General features: G+C 58.5%; 17 protein-coding genes and 4 tRNA genes. 11 read left to right on the plus strand and 10 right to left on the minus strand.

Going from position 1 to position 21,520, the window contains the following annotated elements; translation table 11 throughout:
• Window positions 1-119: 119 nt before the first annotated feature.
• The 4 genes from KW837_RS23505 to dctM all read left to right on the plus strand — a co-directional run bounded on the left by KW837_RS23505 (window position 120) and on the right by dctM (window position 4,715).
• On the plus strand, window positions 120-1,574 hold the full coding sequence (locus KW837_RS23505) for a TrkH family potassium uptake protein (protein WP_218398782.1): 1,455 nt from the start codon (window positions 120-122) through the stop codon (window positions 1,572-1,574).
• Between the two features lie 161 nt (window positions 1,575-1,735).
• Window positions 1,736-2,731, plus strand: a complete 996-nt coding sequence (locus KW837_RS23510; RefSeq protein ID WP_218398783.1) for a TRAP transporter substrate-binding protein — start codon at window positions 1,736-1,738, stop codon at window positions 2,729-2,731.
• A 71-nt stretch (window positions 2,732-2,802) separates the two neighbouring features.
• Window positions 2,803-3,435, plus strand: a complete 633-nt coding sequence (locus tag KW837_RS23515) for a TRAP transporter small permease (RefSeq protein WP_218398784.1) — start codon at window positions 2,803-2,805, stop codon at window positions 3,433-3,435.
• Window positions 3,432-4,715: a C4-dicarboxylate TRAP transporter large permease protein DctM gene (dctM, locus tag KW837_RS23520; protein ID WP_218398785.1), complete on the plus strand. Its 1,284-nt coding sequence runs from the start codon at window positions 3,432-3,434 to the stop codon at window positions 4,713-4,715. The genes KW837_RS23515 and dctM overlap by 4 nt, the downstream gene beginning before the upstream one ends.
• A 131-nt stretch (window positions 4,716-4,846) precedes the next feature.
• Here dctM and KW837_RS23530 read toward each other — a convergent pair whose 3' ends face one another.
• The 3 genes from KW837_RS23530 to KW837_RS23540 all read right to left on the minus strand — a co-directional run bounded on the left by KW837_RS23530 (window position 4,847) and on the right by KW837_RS23540 (window position 8,905).
• Entirely contained in the window at window positions 4,847-6,115 is a 1,269-nt protein-coding gene (locus KW837_RS23530; RefSeq protein WP_218398786.1) for an OprD family porin, read from the minus strand.
• A 112-nt stretch (window positions 6,116-6,227) separates the two neighbouring features.
• Window positions 6,228-7,439: a benzoate/H(+) symporter BenE family transporter gene (locus KW837_RS23535; RefSeq protein WP_063342494.1), complete on the minus strand. Its 1,212-nt coding sequence runs from the start codon at window positions 7,437-7,439 to the stop codon at window positions 6,228-6,230.
• Window positions 7,440-7,561: 122 nt separating this feature from the next.
• Entirely contained in the window at window positions 7,562-8,905 is a 1,344-nt protein-coding gene (locus KW837_RS23540; protein WP_218398787.1) for an MFS transporter, read from the minus strand.
• Between the two features lie 328 nt (window positions 8,906-9,233).
• On the opposite strand from KW837_RS23540, the gene ppk2 reads away from it, so the two are divergent.
• From ppk2 to KW837_RS23575, 7 genes are all read left to right on the plus strand, one after another.
• Window positions 9,234-10,058 carry a polyphosphate kinase 2 gene (gene ppk2, locus KW837_RS23545; RefSeq protein WP_218398788.1) on the plus strand — a complete coding sequence of 275 codons (825 nt, stop codon included), beginning with the start codon at window positions 9,234-9,236 and terminating at the stop codon, window positions 10,056-10,058.
• Between the two features lie 49 nt (window positions 10,059-10,107).
• Complete coding sequence (locus KW837_RS23550) at window positions 10,108-11,895, plus strand: SulP family inorganic anion transporter (RefSeq protein WP_218398789.1); 1,788 nt, start codon at window positions 10,108-10,110, stop codon at window positions 11,893-11,895.
• An 82-nt stretch (window positions 11,896-11,977) separates the two neighbouring features.
• A complete protein-coding gene (locus tag KW837_RS23555; RefSeq protein ID WP_218398790.1) occupies window positions 11,978-13,099 on the plus strand; it encodes an AI-2E family transporter in 1,122 nt (373 codons plus the stop codon).
• Between the two features lie 110 nt (window positions 13,100-13,209).
• Window positions 13,210-13,836, plus strand: a complete 627-nt coding sequence (locus KW837_RS23560; RefSeq protein WP_008008717.1) for a DUF1780 domain-containing protein — start codon at window positions 13,210-13,212, stop codon at window positions 13,834-13,836.
• A gap of 153 nt (window positions 13,837-13,989) precedes the next feature.
• Window positions 13,990-14,163 (plus strand): DUF3094 domain-containing protein, encoded by a 174-nt coding sequence (locus tag KW837_RS23565; protein WP_123497141.1) that lies wholly within the window; start codon window positions 13,990-13,992, stop codon window positions 14,161-14,163.
• Window positions 14,164-14,223: 60 nt separating this feature from the next.
• Window positions 14,224-15,522, plus strand: a complete 1,299-nt coding sequence (locus KW837_RS23570; protein WP_218398791.1) for an NAD(P)/FAD-dependent oxidoreductase — start codon at window positions 14,224-14,226, stop codon at window positions 15,520-15,522.
• A 341-nt stretch (window positions 15,523-15,863) separates the two neighbouring features.
• The gene (locus KW837_RS23575) at window positions 15,864-16,265 is read left to right on the plus strand and encodes an EF-hand domain-containing protein (protein WP_218398792.1); all 402 of its coding nucleotides are present in this window, start codon (window positions 15,864-15,866) and stop codon (window positions 16,263-16,265) included.
• 106 nt (window positions 16,266-16,371) lie between these two features.
• Here the strand turns inward: KW837_RS23575 and KW837_RS23580 are convergent.
• From KW837_RS23580 to rluD, 7 genes are all read right to left on the minus strand, one after another.
• A tRNA-Pro gene (locus KW837_RS23580) sits at window positions 16,372-16,448 on the minus strand.
• Window positions 16,449-16,542: 94 nt separating this feature from the next.
• Window positions 16,543-16,618: transfer RNA gene (locus KW837_RS23585), tRNA-Lys, on the minus strand.
• A gap of 5 nt (window positions 16,619-16,623) precedes the next feature.
• A tRNA-Pro gene (locus KW837_RS23590) sits at window positions 16,624-16,700 on the minus strand.
• A 9-nt stretch (window positions 16,701-16,709) separates the two neighbouring features.
• Window positions 16,710-16,785 (minus strand) — tRNA-Asn (locus tag KW837_RS23595).
• Window positions 16,786-17,101: 316 nt separating this feature from the next.
• The gene (clpB, locus tag KW837_RS23600) at window positions 17,102-19,666 is read right to left on the minus strand and encodes an ATP-dependent chaperone ClpB (RefSeq protein ID WP_192345402.1); all 2,565 of its coding nucleotides are present in this window, start codon (window positions 19,664-19,666) and stop codon (window positions 17,102-17,104) included.
• Between the two features lie 129 nt (window positions 19,667-19,795).
• Window positions 19,796-20,521, minus strand: coding sequence for a peptidoglycan editing factor PgeF (gene pgeF / locus KW837_RS23605; RefSeq protein WP_218398793.1), 726 nt, complete (start codon window positions 20,519-20,521; stop codon window positions 19,796-19,798).
• Window positions 20,518-21,480 (minus strand): 23S rRNA pseudouridine(1911/1915/1917) synthase RluD, encoded by a 963-nt coding sequence (rluD, locus tag KW837_RS23610; RefSeq protein WP_007901932.1) that lies wholly within the window; start codon window positions 21,478-21,480, stop codon window positions 20,518-20,520. The genes pgeF and rluD overlap by 4 nt, the downstream gene beginning before the upstream one ends.
• Window positions 21,481-21,520 lie beyond the last annotated feature (40 nt).

Raw genomic sequence — 21,520 nt, forward strand, 5'->3', positions numbered from 1 at the left:
TCGCGCGTCTACCCCGACGAATAGAAAATCCGAGGGAGTGAAAAAAGTTACGCAAACTTTACGAGACAAAACGACAAGCCGATCGATACTGCGCGGCGCTAATAAGACAGGCATTATTTATGTCCATTGCGGTATTGCGGTTTATCGGTTTCATCCTGGGTATTTTTTTGATCACACTGGCAGTGAGCATGGCGATACCGCTGCTCACGCTGGTGATCTATGAACGCAACGATGAGATGTCAGCCTTTCTGTGGTCAATCCTGATCACTGTGGTGTCCGGGCTGCTGCTGATTAACAAGGGACGTCCTGAAAACGCTCAGTTGCGTCCCCGCGATATGTACATGCTGACGACCGCCAGCTGGGTGGTCGTCTGCATGTTTGCCGCATTGCCCATGGTCTTTATCCAGAACATCAGCTACACCGACGCTTTTTTTGAAACGATGTCCGGCATCACCACCACCGGGTCGACCATTCTGACCGGTCTGGACACCGCCTCCCCCGGATTGCTGATCTGGCGTTCAATGCTGCATTGGCTGGGCGGGATCGGCTTCATCGGCATGGCCGTGGCCATCCTGCCGCTATTGCGGGTCGGGGGGATGCGGCTGTTTCAGACCGAATCATCCGACTGGTCAGAGAAGGTCACACCCCGCTCCCATGTCGCCGCCAAATATATTCTCGGGCTGTATGTCGGGCTTACCGCTGTTTCCACGCTGGCCCTGTGGATAGCCGGAATGACGCCGTTCGAAGCCGTCAATCATGCAATGGCGTTGATTTCCACAGGAGGATTTTCCACCTCCGATGCGTCTCTGGCGCACTGGACGCAACCGGCCATTCATTGGGTGTCAGTGGTTGTCATGATTCTGGGCAGCCTGCCTTTTACGCTGTATGTGAGCATGGTGCGCGGAAATAAACAGGCCTTGTTCAACGATCATCAGGTACGCGGCTTCATTGGTTTTTTGCTCATCACCTGGCTGCTGTTCGGCACCTGGCTGTGCTTGAACAGCGAGTACGGCTGGTGGGACGCGTTCCGGATCGTGGCGGTCAACGTGACGTCGGTGGTCACGACGACCGGCGTGGCGCTAGGGGATTACACGTTATGGGGCAGCTTCTCCGTGTTGCTGTTTTTTTATCTGACCTTTGTCGGCGGCTGCTCCGGTTCCACTGCCGGCGGTCTTAAAATCTTCCGTTTTCAAGTGGCTGGCGCCCTGCTCATGGGCAGCCTGAAACAATTGATTCATCCTCGCGCCGTCATCCAGAAGAAATACAACAATCGCCCCATCGATGAAGATATCGCCCGCTCACTCCTGACGTTTTCATTCTTTTTCACCATCACCATCGGGGCGATCGCCATGGGGTTGGCGCTCATCGGCCTGGACTGGACCACGGCATTGAGTGGCGCGGCCACCGCCGTCTGTAACGTGGGGCCTGGCCTTGGTTCGATCATTGGCCCGGCAGGTAACTTCTCGACACTGCCCGATTCGGCCAAATGGCTGCTGACCATTGGCATGCTGCTGGGAAGACTGGAGATCCTCACCGTTCTGGTGCTGTTCATCCCGGTTTTCTGGAAGTACTAGGGGGCGTTCTCAATGAGTTTCCCCGCCGCGCCGGGAATCAATTGAGAACGCCCCCTACCCCAACGACCAATGGTAATTTATTGCCTAGACTCCTCTTGTCCACCGTGCAAATGCGTTTCAAACATGAACGGCACGAGAACTAAAACAAGAGGAACGTCCAAATGCTCAAATCATTGTGGAGCGCGGTCGCCTGCACACTCGCGCTGGGCGCGTCTAGCCTGGCGCTGGCGGCTGATCCAGTCGTTATCAAGTTTTCTCACGTGGTTGCCGAACAAACGCCTAAAGGCCAAGGCGCCCTGCTGTTCAAGAAACTCGTCGAAGAACGCCTGTCCGGCAAGGTCAAGGTAGAGGTTTATCCAAACTCTTCGCTGTTTGGTGATGGCAAGGAAATGGAGGCGCTGCTGTCGGGCGATGTGCAGATGATTGCGCCGTCGCTGGCCAAATTCGAGCAATACACACCCAAGCTGCAATTGTTCGATCTGCCCTTCCTGTTCAACGACATCTCGGCAGTCGACCGCTTCCAGCGAAGCCCTGAAGGCCAGGGGCTTCTCAAGTCCATGGAAAGCAAAAACATCACCGGTCTGGCCTATTGGCACAACGGCATGAAGCAGTTGTCCGCCAATAAGGCGCTGCGTAAACCGGGCGATGCCCGTGGTTTGAAATTCCGCGTGCAGGCTTCGGCCGTGCTTGAAGAGCAATTCAAGGCGGTGCGCGCCAACCCTCGCAAAATGAGCTTCGCCGAGGTATATCAGGGCTTGCAGACCGGTGTCGTCAATGGCGCGGAAAACCCTTACTCGAATATCTACAGCCAGAAAATGCACGAAGTGCAAAAGTTCATCACTGAATCCGACCATGGCTTGCTCGATTACATGTTGATCACCAACACCAAGTTCTGGAGTGGCCTGCCGCCGGATATAAAAACCGAACTGGACAAGATCATCGTCGAGGTCACCACTCAGGTGAACAAAGACGCAGAGAAACTGAACCAGGATGCCAAACAGAACATCATCAACGCCAAAACCACTGAAATCATCACCCTGACCCCAGAGCAACGTGGCGAGTGGCGCGAAGCAATGAAACCGGTCTGGAAGAAGTTTGAAGGTGATATCGGTGCCGACCTGATCAAGGCCGCCGAAGCCGCCAACCAGGCTCAGTAATCTGCCGGCGGGCGCCGCCTGAAAGGGCGGCCCCTGTTTCATCGTCGTCACTCGATCGGGAGATGCCACTCATGAATGCCTTACGGCGAATCTGGGATCACTTCGAAGAAGGTTTTATCGTCTTCCTGCTGGCGGCAATGACGCTGGTAACGTTCGTCTACGTCATCCTTAACAATCTCTATAGCGTTTTCTACAGCCTCGCCGATCAGTGGCAGAGCGCCAGCGAACCCTTATTGGCCATTGGCGACAGTGTCATGGGAATGGCCCAGGCCATGACGTGGAGCATATCGCTGACCAAGGCCTTGTTCGCCTGGTTGATCTTTTTTGGCTTGTCCTATGGTGTGCGCACGGCCGGGCATATCGGTGTCGATGCCTTGGTGAAACTGGCCAGCAAACCGGTTCAGCGAATCATTGGCATCATTGCCTGCCTCTGCAGTCTGGTTTATGCGGGCCTGCTCAGCATCGCCAGTTTCGAATGGATTCAGACGCTGTTCATTGCCGACATCGGTGCCGAGGACCTCGGTCATTACGGCATCATGCAATGGCACATCGGGCTGATTGTGCCCGTGGGTTTTGCCTTGGTGTTCATCCGCTTTGCCGAGATCCTGGTGCGCATCGTGCAAAATCGTCAAACGGGCCTGGGCCTGGCCGACGAGGCTGCGGAGGTGCTGAAACTGACCGAGCACGAGGATGACAAGAAATGACTATTCTTTTCCTCTTCGTTGCCCTGTTCGCGTTGATGTTTATCGGTGTACCGATCGCCATTTCCCTTGGCCTGGCCGGTTCGCTGACGATCATCTTTTTCAGCCCTGACTCCGTGCGCTCACTGGCCATCAAGCTGTTCGAGACCTCCGAGCACTACACGTTGCTGGCCATCCCGTTCTTTTTGCTGGCCGGCGCCTTCATGACCACGGGCGGGGTGGCGCGGCGCTTGATCGACTTTGCCAACGCGTGCGTTGGGCATATTCGCGGCGGTCTGGCCATTGCGGCGGTACTGGCGTGCATGCTGTTCGCCGCATTGTCCGGCTCAAGCCCCGCAACGGTAGCTGCCGTGGGCTCCATCGCCATTGCCGGGATGGTCCGCTCCGGTTATCCACAGGCGTTCGGTGCCGGGATTGTGTGCAACGCCGGCACCCTGGGGATTCTTATTCCTCCTTCTATTGTGATGGTGGTGTATGCCGCAGCGACGGAAACCTCGGTCGGCAAGCTGTTCATGGCCGGCGTGGTGCCAGGCCTGCTGCTGGGTACAGCGCTGATGGTGGCCATCTACGTCGTCGCCGTGAGGAAAAACTTGCCTGCCATGCCACGGGCGACTGTTCGTGAATGGTTGAGTGCGGCACGCAAGGCCATTTGGGGCTTGCTGCTCATGTTCATCATCCTGGGCGGCATCTACTCCGGAATGTTCACCCCGACCGAGGCGGCGGCCGTGGCAGCGGTCTATGCGGCGTTCATTGCGCTGTTCGTCTACAAGGATATGTCGTTTCGCGAGATACCGAAGGTACTGCTCGAATCTGCCAAGCTGAGCATCATGCTGATGTTCATCATCGCCAACGCCATGCTCTTCGCCCACGTACTGACCACCGAGCAATTACCTCAACAAATCACCGCCTGGGTCATCGGCGCGGGCCTGACACCGGTGACATTCCTGCTCGTGGTGAACATCGTGTTGTTGGTGGCTGGCGCCTTCATGGAGCCCTCGGCAATCGTCCTGATCCTGGCGCCGATCATGTTCCCGATTGCCATGAAGTTGGGAATCGACCCGATTCATTTGGGAATCATTATGGTGGTGAACCTGGAGATCGGTCTGATTACGCCGCCCGTGGGCCTGAACCTGTTTGTCACATCGGCGGTGACCGGCATGTCACTGACCGCCACCATTCGTGCAGCAATGCCTTGGCTGATCATCCTGCTGCTGTTCCTGGTATTGATTACCTATGTCCCGTGGATTTCTCTGGTTCTGCCGAACTCGCTGGGGATGACGTAAACGAGCAACCAGGCCCCAACATTGCGCTGGAAGGTCTTGGCCGGGTGGACGGCATGCGCCATGGAGCATGTCGACCATCAGGGCCAGACCCATCGCGTAACGTACGAAGCCATGGGTGACTGCACCCGGGCTCATAACAGCTTCCACGTGTAGCTGAGGATCAGGCGGTTTTCGTCGATATCGCTGCGGTAGTTGGAACGCGCCATCACATTGCGAACACGGATGCCGAGGCCTTTGAGACTGCCGCTCTGCAGCACATAACCGATATCCAGATCGCGCTCGCGGTCCTTGCCTTCAAAGCCCTTGCCGGTGTCGACGTTATTGCCGGTGATGTAACGCACGGTGCTGGTCAGGCCGGGCATGCCGAGGGCCGCGAAGTCGTAGTCGTAACGCGCTTGCCAGGAGCGTTCATCGGTGTAGGCGAACTCGTAGGTCGGCACCTCGTTGCCCAGCGGTGAGATGTTGGCAAACACCCGCGGGAAGGCGCTGTCGCCGAACATGCCCTGATAGCCGACATAAAACGTGTGGCCGCCGCGCTTGGCTGACAGCAACGAGAAGAACGCCTGATTGTCGATATTGCCCAGCAACTTTTTACCGTCTTCGTGCGAATCGTAATAGCCAAGGTTGGCGCCCAGGATCCAGTCTCCCAACGGCTCGCTGTGCTTGAAGCCGAGAAAGCGCTGGTTGTAGATATCTTCCAATTGCCCGAACCAGGCACTCAGCGAACTGCGCTTGTCATTGAAGGCGTAGTCGGCGCCAGCAAAGTTGAAACCATCGCTGCTGACCTGACGCTGCGGAACATGACCGAGCATGGCTTGCATCTTTTCGTCGCCGGCCTCGTTGCGCAGGCTGGTTGAATTCAAGTGGCCGCCTTGCAAGGTCAGGCCATCGATTTCATTGGAGCTGATGCTTGCGCCCTGATAGCTGGGCGGCAGCAGCCGGATATCGCTGAAGGCCAGCACCGGCACGTTGGGTTGCAACTCCCCCACTTTCAGCTCGGTCTTGGAGTAACGCATCTTCAGCGCACCTTCCAGACGGCTGTAATCATCTGCCGCGCGACCATCACCGTGCACCGGCAGCAAACCGGTATTGACCCGGTCCGGGCTGCTGTCGAGTTTGAGGCCGAGCAGGCCGATGACATCCACACCAAAACCGACCGGGCCCTGGGTATAACCGGATTTGACGTTGAGGATGAAGCCTTGCGCCCACTCTTCGGCCTTCGACTGTTGATTGGCCCCGACGATGTCGGAAAAGTCCCGACTGAAGTAGTAGTTACGCGCCTGCAAGGTGGCCGTGGTGTCTTCGATGAAGCCGCCCTCGGCGGCCATCACGCCACTGGAAAAACCCGAGACGACCGCCAGGGACAACACTGAACCGGTTGCTGGAAAAATCTGTTTCATCGCTGTTCTCTTATTGTTATTGATCGACAGGTTGAAGTGCTCCACCCGTGGCGGATTCGCCGCGAGGGATGGTGAAAACGGATAAGGGATCGGGTTTCGATTAACTACTCGATCAGCGCGCCACCTCCTGCGCAGGGGCCGCTTGAATCGCCGGCGCGGGACGCCGGGCACTCAACAGCACGTGCGTGACCATGCCGAAAATCAGCCCCCAAAAAGCGGCGGACAAACCAAACAGCGACATGCCCGAGGCGGTGGTGAGAAAGGTCACCAACGCGGCTTCGCGATCACTCGGCACGGCCATTGCGCCGGCCAACGCCCCGGCTATCGCGGCGAACAGCGCCAGCCCGGCCAGGGCTGCGATCAGTTCCTTGGGGAACGCCGAAAACAACGAAACCAGCGTGGCACCGAAGATCCCCAGCACCAGGTAACACAGCCCGCCCACGACCCCGGCCACATAGCGTTTGCGCGGATCTTCATGGGCCTCGCGACCGGTACAAATGGCGGCGGTAATCGCCGCCAGATTCAACCCGTGACAACCGAACGGTGCCAACAGCGCAGTGCCCAACGCGCTGCTGGCGATGATCGGGCCGGCCGGCGTTGGGTAGCCGCTGGCACGCAGCACCGCCATGCCGGGAACAAACTGGCCGGTCAGCGCCACCATCACCAGCGGCAAGGCGACATTCAGCATTGCACTCAAGCTGAACGCGGGGGTGATCCACACCGGCGTGGCCAAACCGATCACCAGCGCTTCGCGGTGCAAATCACCGGCAAGAAACGCCATCGAACAGCCCACCAGCAGCACCATCAACACCGCATAGCGCGGCATCACCCGCTTGCAGATCAGGTACGTGGCAAACATCGCCAGCACCAGCAATGGCTTGCCTTGCAACGAGACGAACAACCCCGTGCCGAAGCTGAACAGAATCCCCGCCAGCATCGCCGCCGCAATCGCCGCGGGCAGTTTGCCGATGATCCGGTCAAACGCCCCCGACACGCCGACCAGGAAAATGATCAGGCTGCTGACCAGGTAAGCGCCCACCGCCTCCGGCATGGAGATTCCCGGCAACAGTGCCACCAGCAACGCAGAGCCCGGTGCCGACCACGCGATGATCACCGGGACGCGGTAACGCAGGCTCAAACCGATACCGAGCACGGCGCTGCCGATGGAAATCGCCCAGACCCAGGACGACAACACTTCCCGCGAGAGGTGCGCGGTCTCGGCGGCCTGAAAGATGATCACCAAGGGGCCTGCGTAGGAAATCACCGTGGCGATAAATCCAGCGACGGCAGCAGACAGGGAAAAGTCCTGAAATAACGCTTTCATGAAACCTCGCCGCAAGACTCGTCAGGCGATCCGTGGCACAGGCCCGGCCGCTCTTGTTCGGAAAAAAGTGCGGGTGACCAGGCAGGCGACACGGCATGACGCCGTGCCGACCGCTGCCTGGCTCAAGCGCTAGTCGGCGCCAGCGTCTGGGTGGCACCTTTGGCGCTGCGCTGACTGCTGATGGCGAACACGGTCATGGCGAGGGCGGCCACCGCACCCGGCAAGGCAAACGCCATGAAGTTCAGTTGCAGTGGCAGGCTGATCCCCAACAAGGCACCGCCCAGCAGTGGGCCGACGATGGCGCCGTTGCGGCCGATGCCCGACGCCCAGCCCAAACCGGTGGAGCGAATGGTCATGGAGTAGAACTGCGCGGCGCAGGCGTACAGCAGAATCTGCGAGCCGATGGTGGTGGCGCCGGCAAGGGCGATCAGCAGGTACAACACCGGCATCGGACTGTTGAAGCCCAGCAAGGTGATCGATACCGCAGCCACGACGAAGAACACCGCCAACACGCGCGGCAGGTTGAGCTTATCGCCCAGCATTCCGCCGCCGACCGCGCCGAAAATGGCGCCGAAGTTGAGCACCAGCAGGAACGACAGACTCGAGCCCAGGCTGTAACCGGCGTTGGCCATCAGTTTCGGTAGCCAGGAACTCAAGGCGTAGACCATCAGCAAGCAGCAGAAAAATGCCAGCCACAGCATCAGCGTGCGCAACGCACGCCCCTCGCGGAACAGTTGCAACACCGGGGTGCCAGAGCCCTTCACTTCGCTCATGTGCAACTGATCGCTGGCAAGTGCAACGTAAGCCGGGTCAACCCGCTCCAGAACGTTGCGCGCCTCTTGATTGCGCCCCTGACGCAGCATGAAACCCACCGATTCAGGCAGGAAGTACATGATCAACGGCAACAACAGCAACGGCAGCACCGCCACGTAAAACACCGACTGCCAGCCGAAACTCGGGATCAGCACGATGCCGAGCCCCGCCGAGAGCATGCCGCCCACCGAGTAACCACTGAACATGATCGCCACCAGCGTGCTGCGGATTTTCTTCGGCGCGTACTCGTTCATCAGCGCCACGACATTGGGCATCACCCCGCCAATGCCCAACCCGGCAACGAACCGGCAGAGGCCAAACTCGGTGGGGTTACGGGCAAATCCATTGAGCACGGTAAAACCGCTGAAGAGCATCACGCACAGGGTGATGGCTTTCTTGCGGCCAATCTTGTCCGACAGCGGGCCGAAAAACAGCGCGCCGAACATCATCCCGAACAGTGCATAACTTCCCAGCGCGCCAGCTTGCAGGGGACTGAGCCCCCACTCTTTCATCAGCATCGGCAACACCACGCCGTAGATCACCAAATCGTATCCGTCGAAGATGATGATCAGGGCGCACCAGAACAGCACCATCCAGTGAAAGCGGTTGAATCGAGCGTTGTCGATCACCTCATGTACGTTGATCTTGCGCATGGCATCTATCTCTTGTTGTTGTTTTTTTAAGAGTCGGTAACGCGGCTAACGTCCGTACAGCCGAGGGTAGAGACGCCGGGCACGAGGCAATAGCCGCTTTGCGCAGATCGCTATCCGTTTTGTGCAAGGCCCTGTAGCAACCCTGTAGAGGGTTGATTCATGGACTAGACTCACGCGGTTGGTGATGAAGTTGAACGTCAAGAGCAGAGGGCCGTCCACGACTGACGCCAGGTTTGCTCGAAGCAATGCGCGATCTGCAAGCTGATAGCTGCACCTGCAGGGGTCTATCTATCGGCAGTCAGCGACTGGCATAGGTGAGGCTTGGGTCATGGCAAAGGACAAGAAGAAAACCCCTGTTAAAAGCAACTCCGCTGAACCCTTGAAACTGAAGAACAAAGACTATCTTGAGCAGTTACGCCGACTGCATGTCGAACTGGTCAAGTTGCAGGAATGGGTGAAAGAAAAGGGCATCAAGATCTGTATCGTCTTCGAGGGGCGCGATGGCGCCGGCAAGGGTGGGACAATCAAGGCGCTCACTGAGAGGGTGAGCCCGCGTGTCTTTCGGGTGGTGGCGCTACCTGCACCGACCGATCGCGAGAAGAGCCAGATGTATATACAGCGCTACCTGGCGCACATGCCCGCGGCTGGCGAAGTGGTGATCTTCGATCGCAGTTGGTACAACCGCGCAGGGGTCGAGCGTGTGATGGGATTTTGTACCGATGATCAGGTGACCCGTTTCCTGGCCCTGGCCCCCCTCATGGAACGCATGATGGTCGACTCGGGCGTCATGCTGTTCAAGTATTGGCTGGAAGTCAGCGAAGAGGAGCAGACTCGCCGGCTCGAGGCGCGGATCAAGGATGGCCGCAAAACCTGGAAACTGACGCCTATGGATCTCAAGTCATACAGCCGCTGGTATGACTACTCGCGCGCACGTGACGACATGTTCAAGTGGACCGACACCGATCATGCTCCGTGGCTTGTGGCCAACTCGAACGACAAGAAGCGGGCCCGCCTCAACATCATCTCTGATTTGCTCAGCCGTATTCCGTACAAGAATGTACCGCGCGAGAAGGTGATTTTGCCCAAACGGCAGAAATCAGGCGGCTATCGTGAACCGGATTATCCGTTGCGGCGAATTCCGGAAAAGTTCTGACCGGCACGTTCAAGCGGATCTGCGCTGTACACCAAAGGGCCACAGTCCTATGAGCCATTCGGATGCTTCGCCTCCCGTCCCGGAACCGGGCCGCATTGCCCATCGCAACACCGGCGGCGACACCGGTTGGAGTCGCTGGCTTCCCGGACTACGCACGCTGCGCGGTTACAAAATAACCTGGTTGCGGCACGACCTCGTGGCCGGACTGGTGCTGACCACGATGTTGGTGCCTGTCGGCATCGCCTACGCGGTGGCATCGGGCGTACCCGGCATCTATGGCCTTTACGCGACCATCGTTCCGCTGCTCGCTTATGCGCTGTTCGGACCCAGCCGGATTCTGGTGCTGGGGCCGGATTCCTCGCTGGCTGCCGTCATTCTCGCCGTCGTGCTGCCACTGTCCGGCGGTGATCCGCATCGTGCCATCGCCCTTGCGAGCATGATGGCGATCGTATCGGGGGTGGTGTGCATCCTGGCCGGCATAGCGCGCTTGGGCTTTGTCACGGAGCTTCTTTCCAAACCGATCCGCTACGGGTACATGAACGGGATCGCGCTGACGGTATTGATCAGCCAACTGCCCAAGTTTTTCGGTTTTTCGATTGAATCCGACGGCCCGCTGAGAAACCTGTGGGCGATCGCTACGGCGGTAATGGAGGGGAAAACCAACTGGACCGCCTTCATGGTCGGCGCAGGCACCTTGGCCGTGATTCTGCTGCTCAAGGGCAACAAGCGCGTGCCGGGCATTCTGATCGCCGTGGCGGGAGCGACCGTCGCCGTGGCTGTGCTGGACCTTGCCGCGCGCACTGGAATATCGGTCCTCGGCTCGCTTCCACAAGGCTTGCCTGCGTTCGCCATCCCCTGGATCACCCGCGACGACATCGTCCCCGTCCTGATCGGTGGTTGCGCCGTTGCCCTGGTTTCGTTCGCCGATACCAGCGTGCTCTCGCGTGTCTATGCGGCGCGGACCCGCACCTATGTGGACCCGAACCAGGAAATGGTGGGCCTCGGTGTCGCCAACCTGGCCGCCGGATTTTTTCAGGGTTTTGCGATCAGCAGCAGTTCGTCACGTACGCCCGTGGCCGAGGCCGCAGGCGCCAAAACCCAGTTGACCGGAGTCATCGGCGCGCTTGCTGTTGCCTTACTGCTGGTGATGGCACCGGACCTGTTGAAGGATTTGCCTACCAGCGCACTGGCTGCGGTGGTGATCGCCTCCGCCATCGGCCTGATTGAGGTCACCGACCTGCGACGCATTTATCGAATTCAGCGTTGGGAGTTCTGGTTGTCAATCGTCTGCACCGTCGGCGTGGCCGTGCTGGGTGCGATCGAGGGGATCGGCCTGGCCATCGTAATCGCCGTCATCGAATTTCTGTGGGATGGCTGGCGTCCTTACTCTGCCGTCCTGGGACGCGCGGACGGCGTGAAGGGTTATCACGACATCAAGCGCTATCCCGACGCGCGCCTTGTACCCGGCCTGGTCCTGTTTCGCTGGGATGCGCCGTTGTTTTTCGCCAACGCCGAATTGTTCCATGACCGAGTGCTGGACGCCGTGGCCGCATCGCCTACGCCAGTGCGCTGGCTGGTTGTTGCGGCGGAACCCGTCACCAGCGTGGACGTGACCTCCGCCGACATGTTGGCGGAACTGGACGAAACGTTGCACGCGGCGGGTATCAAGTTGTGCGTGGCCGAGATGAAGGACCCGGTCAAGGACAAACTGAAGCGATTCGGGCTTTTTGCGCGGCTTGGCGAAACAGCGTTCTTTCCAACAATAGGCTCTGCAGTCGACAGCTATCTCGCGATACATCCGGTGGATTGGATGGCTCGGGAGGACAAGAGTCGCTGAGCGGCATGTTCACCGGCTCACTTGCGACCGGGGCTGGACTTACCAAATGCAGGCCCTTGCCACTCTCTACAGGAGGTAATCCATGGTTCCCATACCCCTTCTCGAAAAGGTTTTTTCCCGAGACCTGCTCGACGTACTGATTCGTGCCGGAGTGATTGCCGTTCTGGTGATGTTCTGCTTTCAGATATTCAGCCCGTTCCTCGACCTGATGCTATGGTCGGTGATCCTGGCAATCACCCTCTACCCCTTGCAGATCAGATTCAAAGGCAAGCTGGGAAACAAGGACGGGATCACCGCGACGCTGATCGTATTCATCGTCATCAGTATTCTTATGGTGCCTATTTATTTATTGGGAGCCTCGCTTGCGGATTCCGTGGAAAAGGTCATGACCATGGTCAAAACCGACAGTTTCCATATTCCGCCACCGTCCGATACGGTAGCCAGCTGGCCACTCGTGGGAGAACCTCTTTATAACTTGTGGGCGCAAGCCACCACTGACCTGCCCGATCTGGCACACAAGTTCATGCCGCAAATCAAAGGTGTCAGCCTCTCCCTGCTGAGCAAGCTTGCGGGTGTCAGCATGGGGCTCCTTTTATTCATCGTCGCCCTGCTTATTGCCGGTATTTTTTTAGCGTATGGAGAAAGCGGCCACCGTAGCGCGGTACGAATCGTTACGCGCTTCAGCGGTCCAATCAACGGGCCGAAAATCGCCGATCTGTGCACCGCGACCATCCGGGCAGTGGCGTTGGGGGTGGTCGGCATCGCGTTCATCCAGATGCTGTTGGTGGGCATCGGTTTTGTGTTCATGGGCGTCCCCGGCGCCGGCCTTCTCGCCTTGGCGGTGCTACTTCTTGGCATCATGCAATTACCGGCAACCCTGATTACCCTTCCGGTCATCGTCTTTGTTTTCATGAGCGAAGGTGCCAGTACGGCGACCATTGTGTTTGCCATTTATGTCTTCATCGCGGGATTGGTCGATAACGTCCTCAAACCGCTGCTGCTGGGTCGTGGCGTCGATGTACCGATGCCCGTGGTGCTGATCGGCGCCTTGGGCGGCATGGTCACGAGCGGAATCCTCGGCCTGTTTATCGGCCCTGTGATACTCGCGGTCGGCTATCAGCTGTTCTGGGAATGGGTGGATCAAGCGCAAGAACCCGGGCCAGATAATCAAGGACCTGATACGGCGGCAGAAGATATTCGCTGATAAACACCCATAGGCATGCCAGAAAAAACGGCTGAAGAAATCCCGACAGACTTTTTTCTTTTGCGACAGACTTATTATTCAGATCACATTTGAACGCTAAGCTTGGGCCTATGGATGATTCAGATTATTTACGCCTGCTGACCATTGCGGCCGAGCAAGCCAACACGTTCCTCTCCAATGCCCGCAAATGGGAGCGTGAGCGTTGGGTTTGCCAGCGCCTGCTGCAAGGCCTGAACATTCCCTATCGCGCCGACGAGTTTGCCCCCGCCGGGGAGCCACCGGACGTGCTGTTCCGCGACGCGAACTTCGAAGTATTCTTCGTGCTCGACGAGGGTCGGCGCCTCAACGACGAATGGCGCGACGAGCTGCAACGTCGACGCAGCGCGTTTTCCCTGAGCCAGCTAGTGCGCCGCGAGGCCAAGCCCCGGCGCATCCCGGCCAATGAATTTCTGCTGAGACTGGCGCCGACCTTGCGCAAAAAAGCCCACAACTACAAAGAGCGCGGCATGGACCTGGGGGAGCTGGACATCATCGCCTTCGCCAGCCTCAAGCGCGAAGTGCTGGACCTCAACAGCCACTTTCCGCCGCCCACCGAATACCTGCGTCAGGGCTGGCGCTCGTTGTCGCTGGTCGGCCCGACCTTCGCCCGAGTGTTGTTCGCCCACCCGGAAGCCCCGGATTTCCTGCGCAGCAACCTGGGGCGCAGCATCGTTTTCGACGTCGGGATCAGCCTGTGAGTCCGTTGCAGTAGTTGGTCGCCGAGTGTTACAAAGTGGAATCATTCGCCATTCCCGCCAGCAACTATGCTCCGTTCCACACCGGATAGGTCGCAACATCGCTGCGCGCTGTAGCGTCTACACATTCAGCAACGTCTACCTGACGAGGCCTTTATGACCAGCCGCCTGAACCCCGACGACCAGAAACATGTCGAAGAGTACCTGAACCTGTCCCAGCACCAAGTCGAGCGCCGGCCTTTCCGGCCGTGGATGCTCTTGGTGGTGGTGTTGGCAGTGACCATGGGTTTAGGCCTGTTGAGCCGACTTATCAGTTACCTGACGCTATGAGCTGCATCGCGCTCGCTCGGTTGACTGCACCGATTTCTTTTAGCCTTGCGAGATATCCCCATGACTCATCGTATTGTCATCGTTGGCGGCGGCGCCGGCGGTCTGGAGTTGGCTACCCGTCTGGGTAAGATTCTGGGCAAGCGCGGCACGGCCAGTGTGATGCTGGTCGACGCGAACCTGACCCACATCTGGAAACCGTTGTTGCACGAAGTGGCGGCAGGTTCCCTGAACTCTTCCGAAGACGAACTCAACTATGTTGCCCAGGCAAAATGGAACCACTTCGAGTTCCAGCTGGGGCGCATGAGCGGGCTCGACCGCGCACAGAAGAGAATCCAGCTGGCCGCCACCTATGACGAGGCAGGCCTGGAACTGGTGCCGGCGCGCGAAGTGCCTTACGACTCGCTGGTGATTGCCGTCGGCAGCACCACCAACGACTTCGGGACTCAAGGCGCGGCGCAGCACTGTCTGTTCCTTGATACCCGCAAACAGGCCGAGCGCTTCCATCAGCAATTGCTCAATCATTACCTGCGCGCCCACGCCGGGCAGACCGATAAGGTCGAGCAGATTAGCGTAGCGATCGTCGGCGCCGGTGCCACCGGGGTCGAACTGGCAGCGGAACTGCACAACGCCGCCCATGAACTCGCGGCCTACGGCCTGGACCGGATCAAACCGGAAAACATGCACATCACCCTGATCGAAGCCGGGCCACGGGTGTTGCCAGCCCTGCCGGAACGAATCGGCGGGCCGGTGCATAAAACCCTGGAGAAACTCGGGGTCAACGTGATGACCAACGCCGCTGTCAGCGAAGTGACGGCAGACAGCCTGATTACCGCCGATGGCCAAGTGATCAACGCCAGCCTCAAAGTCTGGGCCGCCGGGATTCGTGCACCGGGCTTCCTCAAGGACATCGATGGCCTGGAAACCAACCGCATCAATCAGCTGCAAGTATTGCCGACCCTGCAAACCACTCGTGACGAGAACATCTTCGCCTTCGGTGACTGCGCGGCCTGCCCACAACCAGGCACCGACCGCAATGTGCCGCCGCGCGCCCAGGCTGCGCACCAGCAAGCTTCATTGCTGGCCAAATCGCTGAAACTGCGGATCGAAGGCAAAGCCCTGCCGGAGTACAAGTACACCGACTATGGTTCGCTGATTTCGCTGTCGCGTTTTTCGGCTGTGGGTAACTTGATGGGCAACCTGACCGGCAGCGTCATGCTCGAGGGCTGGCTGGCGCGGATGTTTTACGTGTCGCTGTATCGCATGCACCAGATGGCGCTATATGGCGCGTTCCGCACGGCGATGTTGATGCTCGGTAGCAAGATTGGGCGCGGGACTGAGCCTCGTCTGAAGCTGCATTAAGATTTTCGGCGTTACTTAGGGCCTCTTCGCGGGCAAGCCTCGCTCCTACAGTGGATCTGTGTCGTACACAAAATGTGCAACCAATAACGATCTTGCAGGAGCGAGGCTTGCCCGCGAAGCAGGCGCCTCGGTCCAACTTCCAGGCACTTGTGTTTCTCACTGTATCTCCCCCACTAATTCCATCCCTTCGCTTACAAAGCCCCCCTCGCGCGACACAGTAGCGATACACCACGCCCGCTAAATGGCCACACCCGAGCAAGGCACTGCCTGCTTCGGTCATCGCCGCACTCACGTGGCGTCCTTTATCGAGCGGTTGTGTTGTGCAACCCAGGAGATTTGTAATGTCCCGTACCACTACTCTCAGCAAAAACACCGTTGGCCTGCTCGGCGCTGTCCTGGCCGGAGGCATGATGTTGTCCGGCTCCGTATTCGCTTCGCAGCCGCTGACTCAGGGCTACCTGCTGGCCTCGGCGGAACAGGTCGTGAAGACGCCGGAAGGTAAATGTGGCGAAGGCAAGTGCGGCGATGCTTCAATGGCCCGGACCGATACCGATGATGATGGCCAGGTATCCCGCGCGGAATTTTTGAAAGTGGCGCCCAAGGCCGATTTCGACAAGATCGACACCAACCATGATGGTCAAATCTCGGAACAAGAGGCTTTTGATAACGTGAAAGCCAACTACGAAGCCAATGGTAAAAAGATGCCAAAGGGCTTGTTCGAGCACCTGAAAGACAATAGTTAAGCCTCTGAAGGCCCAAGCCCTGCCTCTGCGTCGAGAAGCAGGGCTTTTTTGCATTTACAGCAGGCAAAAAAAATCCCCGTATCTTTCGATACGAGGATTTTTAATATGGTCGGGGTAAGGGGATTCGAACTCCTGACATCCTGCTCCCAAAGCAGGCGCGCTACCGGACTGCGCTATACCCCGGTAAAAAAAGGCACCTTTGAAAGGCGCCTTCTGCGAACAGAGCTTTTGGCGTCTGATCTTAAGATTCGATTCCAGCGTTAACTGGTTTCAAAAATGGTGGGTCGTGTGGGATTCGAACCTACGACCAATTGGTTAAAAGCCAACTGCTCTACCAACTGAGCTAACGACCCAAAAATGGTCGGGGTAAGGGGATTCGAACTCCTGACATCCTGCTCCCAAAGCAGGCGCGCTACCGGACTGCGCTATACCCCGGTTTGAAATTGGCTCCGTGACCAGGACTCGAACCTGGGACCCAATGATTAACAGTCATTTGCTCTACCGACTGAGCTATCACGGAACTACATATTTCAATTACAACTGGTATTTCAATTTACAACTGTGAAGCTTGCTTCACCTCTTCGACCCGTTCGCATCGCTGCGTTCGTGTGTCTGAGGCGCGCTATTCTACAATCTTAAGCACCTCTGTCAACCCCCTAAATTGCTTTCAAGTTAATGATTTGCAACTTATTTCAGATTCCTGCTTGGGGAGCAGAAACCCTTCAGGGCGACTTACTGCGGGGCGCACTTTACAAGCCTTTTCCTTTGAGTTCAACAGCCTGGCGAAAAAAAGGCCTCGCGATGCGAGGCCTCTTTCAATTTGCTGCCGGCGGGAATCAGACGAAAACGATTTCGTCGTTTTCCACGGTGCCCTTGGCCGTCTCGCCTGGCATGTATCGACCCGACAGAATCAGCTGTGCCAACGGGTTCTCGATCCAGCGCTGGATCGCCCGTTTGAGCGGCCGTGCGCCATAGACCGGGTCGTAACCGACGGCAATCAGCTTATCCATCGCTTCCGGGCTCAGCTCAAGCTTCAGCTCGCGCTCGGTCAGGCGGCTACGCAGGCGACCCAACTGGATCTCGGTAATGCCGGCGATCTGATCCCGAGCCAGCGGCTCGAAAATCACCACTTCGTCGACCCGGTTGATGAACTCCGGCCGGAAGTGCGTGGAAATCGCATCCATCACCGCCGCGCGCTGCGCTTCGCGATCCCCCACCAGCTCCTGGATCTGCACCGAGCCGAGGTTGGAGGTCATGACGATCACGGTGTTTTTGAAATCCACCGTGCGGCCATGGCTGTCGGTCAAACGGCCATCTTCGAGCACTTGCAGCAAAATGTTGAACACGTCCGGGTGGGCCTTCTCGACCTCGTCCAGGAGGATCACCGAATAAGGCTTGCGACGCACTGCCTCGGTCAGGTAACCGCCCTCCTCATAGCCCACGTAGCCCGGTGGCGCACCGATCAGTCGAGCCACGGAATGTTTCTCCATGAACTCGGACATATCGATCCGCACCATTGCCTCTTCGGTATCGAACAGGAACTCGGCCAGCGCCTTGCACAGCTCGGTTTTGCCGACTCCGGTCGGACCGAGGAACATGAACGAACCGCTCGGGCGATTCGGGTCGGACAACCCGGCGCGGGAACGCCGCACCGCGTTGGAGACAGCGATCACCGCTTCGTCCTGACCGATCACACGCTGGTGCAACAGGCTTTCCATCTTCATCAGTTTTTCGCGCTCGCCCTCGAGCATTTTCGCCACGGGGATGCCGGTCCACTTCGACACGACTTCAGCGATCTCTTCTTCAGTCACCTTGCTGCGCAGCAACTGGTTTTCACTTTTGCCGTGCTGGTCGACCATTTGCAGGCTGCGCTCCAGGTCCGGGATCACCCCGTATTGCAGCTCGGCCATGCGGTTCAAGTCGCCCTTACGGCGCGCAGCCTCCAGTTCCTGACGAGACTGTTCGATTTTCTGCTGGATCTGCGCCGAACCTTGCACCTCGGCTTTTTCCGAGTTCCAGATTTCTTCGAGGTCCGAGTATTCGCGCTCGTGACGGGCGATTTCTTCCTGCAGTTTTTCCAGACGTTTCTTCGCCGCGTCGTCGCTTTCTTTCTTCAGCGCCTGGGATTCCACCTTCAGCTGAATCAGGCGACGCTCCAGGCGGTCCAGCACTTCCGGCTTGGAGTCGATCTCCATACGGATGCGGCTGGCGGCTTCGTCGATCAGATCGATGGCTTTGTCCGGCAGCTGGCGGTCGGTGATGTAGCGATGACTGAGCTTGGCCGCGGCGATGATCGCACCATCGGTGATCGCCACCTTGTGGTGAACCTCGTAACGCTCTTTCAGGCCGCGCAGGATGGCGATGGTGTCTTCTTCGCTCGGCTCATCCACCAGGACTTTCTGGAAGCGTCGCTCGAGAGCCGCGTCCTTTTCTATATATTGGCGGTATTCGTTGAGCGTGGTCGCACCGACGCAGTGCAGCTCACCACGAGCCAGTGCCGGCTTGAGCATGTTGCCGGCGTCCATCGAGCCTTCGCCCTTGCCGGCGCCGACCATGGTGTGCAGTTCGTCGATGAACAGAATGATCTGCCCTTCCTGCTTCGACAGTTCATTGAGCAGGGATTTGAGGCGTTCTTCGAACTCGCCGCGGTATTTGGCACCGGCAATCAGAGCCCCCATGTCCAGAGACAACAGACGCTTGCCTCTCAGGCCATCCGGCACTTCGCCATTGATGATGCGCTGGGCCAGGCCTTCGGCGATGGCGGTTTTACCCACGCCAGGCTCACCGATCAGCACCGGGTTGTTCTTGGTGCGGCGTTGCAGGACCTGAATGGTGCGGCGAATTTCGTCGTCACGGCCGATCACTGGATCGAGCTTGCCTTCTTCGGCGCGCTTGGTCAGGTCGATGGTGTATTTGTCGAGCGCCTGGCGTGACTCTTCGTGATTGGCGTCATTGACTGCCTCACCGCCGCGCAGGTTATTGATCGCATTTTCCAGGGCTTTTTTGCTCACGCCTTGGCCCAGCAACAATTTGCCGAGTTTGCTGTTCTCGTCCATGGCGGCGAGCAGCACCAGTTCACTGGAGATGAACTGATCACCCTTCTGCTGGGCCAGGCGATCAGCCTGGTTGAGCAGGCGCGCCAGATCCTGCGACATGTTCACGTCGCCGGTCGGATTCTGGATTTTTGGCAGCTGATCGAGAGCTTTGGTCAGCTCCTTACGCAAGCTGTTGACGTCGAACCCCACCTGCATCAGCAGGGGTTTGATCGAACCACCCTGCTGTTCAAGCATGGCCTGCATCAAGTGCGCCGGCTCAATGGCGGGATGATCGAGGCCGACGGCCAGGGATTGGGCGTCGGACAAGGCTAACTGCAACTTGCTGGTTAAACGGTCTATACGCATGGGTCACCTTCCTTTTGAGCAGGCCGGACCTATAAACATCCTGAATGAAGAAACCTGCCAGATACCGCTATAGATGCGGTCGATTCTGGGAGATTCAAGCGTCGTGATGTTGATGTAGATCAGAGAAGTCTAGCGTTCAAGCCAGACCAAGGAGGCAAACCGGCCGGTGCGTGGACTACGGCGGTAAGAAAAGAAACGAGGATCGGTCACGGTGCAAAAACCACCACCATAAACAGCGGTAACGCCGCGAGCGGCCAGGCGCAAACGCGCCAGCTCATAGATGTCGGCCATGAACTTGCCGGCGTTCTGGCTCGGTACAAAGGCTTTGGCGGCTTCAGGCAATTGCTCGACGAAGGTTTCGCGCACTTCCGGGCCGACTTCAAAGGCTTGTGGGCCAATGGCCGGGCCAAGCCAGACCAGCACGTCTTCAGGCGGTACGGCCAGACTGTCGAGGGTCGCCTCCAGCACACCCGCCGCCAACCCGCGCCAACCGGCATGGGCGGCAGCGACGCGGGTGCCGGCGCGGTCGCAGAACAGCGCTGGCAGGCAATCAGCGGTCATCGCCGCGCAGGCGATACCGGGTGTTGCCGTCCAGCTGGCGTCAGCTGTGGCTACCAGGCTTGGATCCGCTTGAGCCACGACAATGCCGTGAACCTGCTTTAACCAGGCCGGTTGAATAGAGAAATGATCGGTGAGGCGACGGCGATTCTCGGCAACAGCTTCGGGGCTGTCGTCGACGTGATCGCCGAGGTTGAGGCTGTCGAACGGCGCCAGACTGACGCCGCCCGCACGGGTGGTAACGCAGGCTTTCACCCCGGCAGGCGCAGGCCAGTCGGGAATCAGCCAGTCATTCATCCGATGAACGCCTCACGGTCTTGCTTGAGCAGCGACAGCAACCAGACGAAATCGTCCGGCAGCGGCGATTCCCAGCTCATGCGTTTACCGGTGGTCGGATGATCCAGCTCCAGGAATCGGGCATGCAGCGCCTGACGCGGGAAATTTTTCAGGGATTCGACCATGGTCACACTAGCGGCCGGCGGAATTCGGAAACGACCGCCATAGGCAGGATCTCCGACCAACGGGTAGTTGATGTGCGCCATGTGTACGCGAATCTGGTGCGTACGACCGGTTTCCAGCTTCACCCGCACGTGCGTGTGGGAGCGGAAACGCTCGAGCACGCGGTAATGGCTGACGGCTTGCTTGCCACCTTCCATCACGGCCATGCGCTGGCGTTGCTGGCCATGACGACCGATCGGCGCGTTGATCTTGCCGCCGGCTGTCACCACACCGATCACGATGCACTCATAGATCCGGCTTACGCTGCGGCTCTGCAATTGCGTGACCAGCTGTGTCTGCGCCTGAATGGTCTTGGCCACCACCATCAGACCGGTGGTGTCCTTGTCCAGGCGATGCACGATACCGGCGCGGGGCACATTGATAATGTCCGGCACGTGGTGCAGCAAGGCGTTGAGCAAGGTGCCGTCGGCGTGGCCGGCAGCCGGATGCACCACCAGGCCCGCTGGTTTGTTGATCACCAGGATGTCGTCGTCTTCATAGACGATGTCCAGCTCGATGTCTTGAGCGATCCATTCGCCCTGAGCTTCCTGCTCGGCAGTCAGTTCAAGAATGGCGCCACCGTGAACGATGTCTCGCGGGCGGATAACCGCCCCATCCACAGTCAGGCGGCCGTCTTTGATCCAGGCGGAAAGGCGCGAGCGCGAGTGCTCAGCGAATAATTGTGCGGCGACTTGATCGAGGCGTTGGCCGCCCAATTCGGACGGCACCTCTGCGCGAAGTTCAATTTTATCGGACATGCTCAGACTAGGCGTCGGCACAGCCTTTGGTTTCGGCTGC

Origin of the sequence: Pseudomonas sp. PDM24, from assembly GCF_019218905.1 — a bacterium.
In the GTDB taxonomy this organism is placed as follows: Bacteria; Pseudomonadota; Gammaproteobacteria; order Pseudomonadales; family Pseudomonadaceae; genus Aquipseudomonas.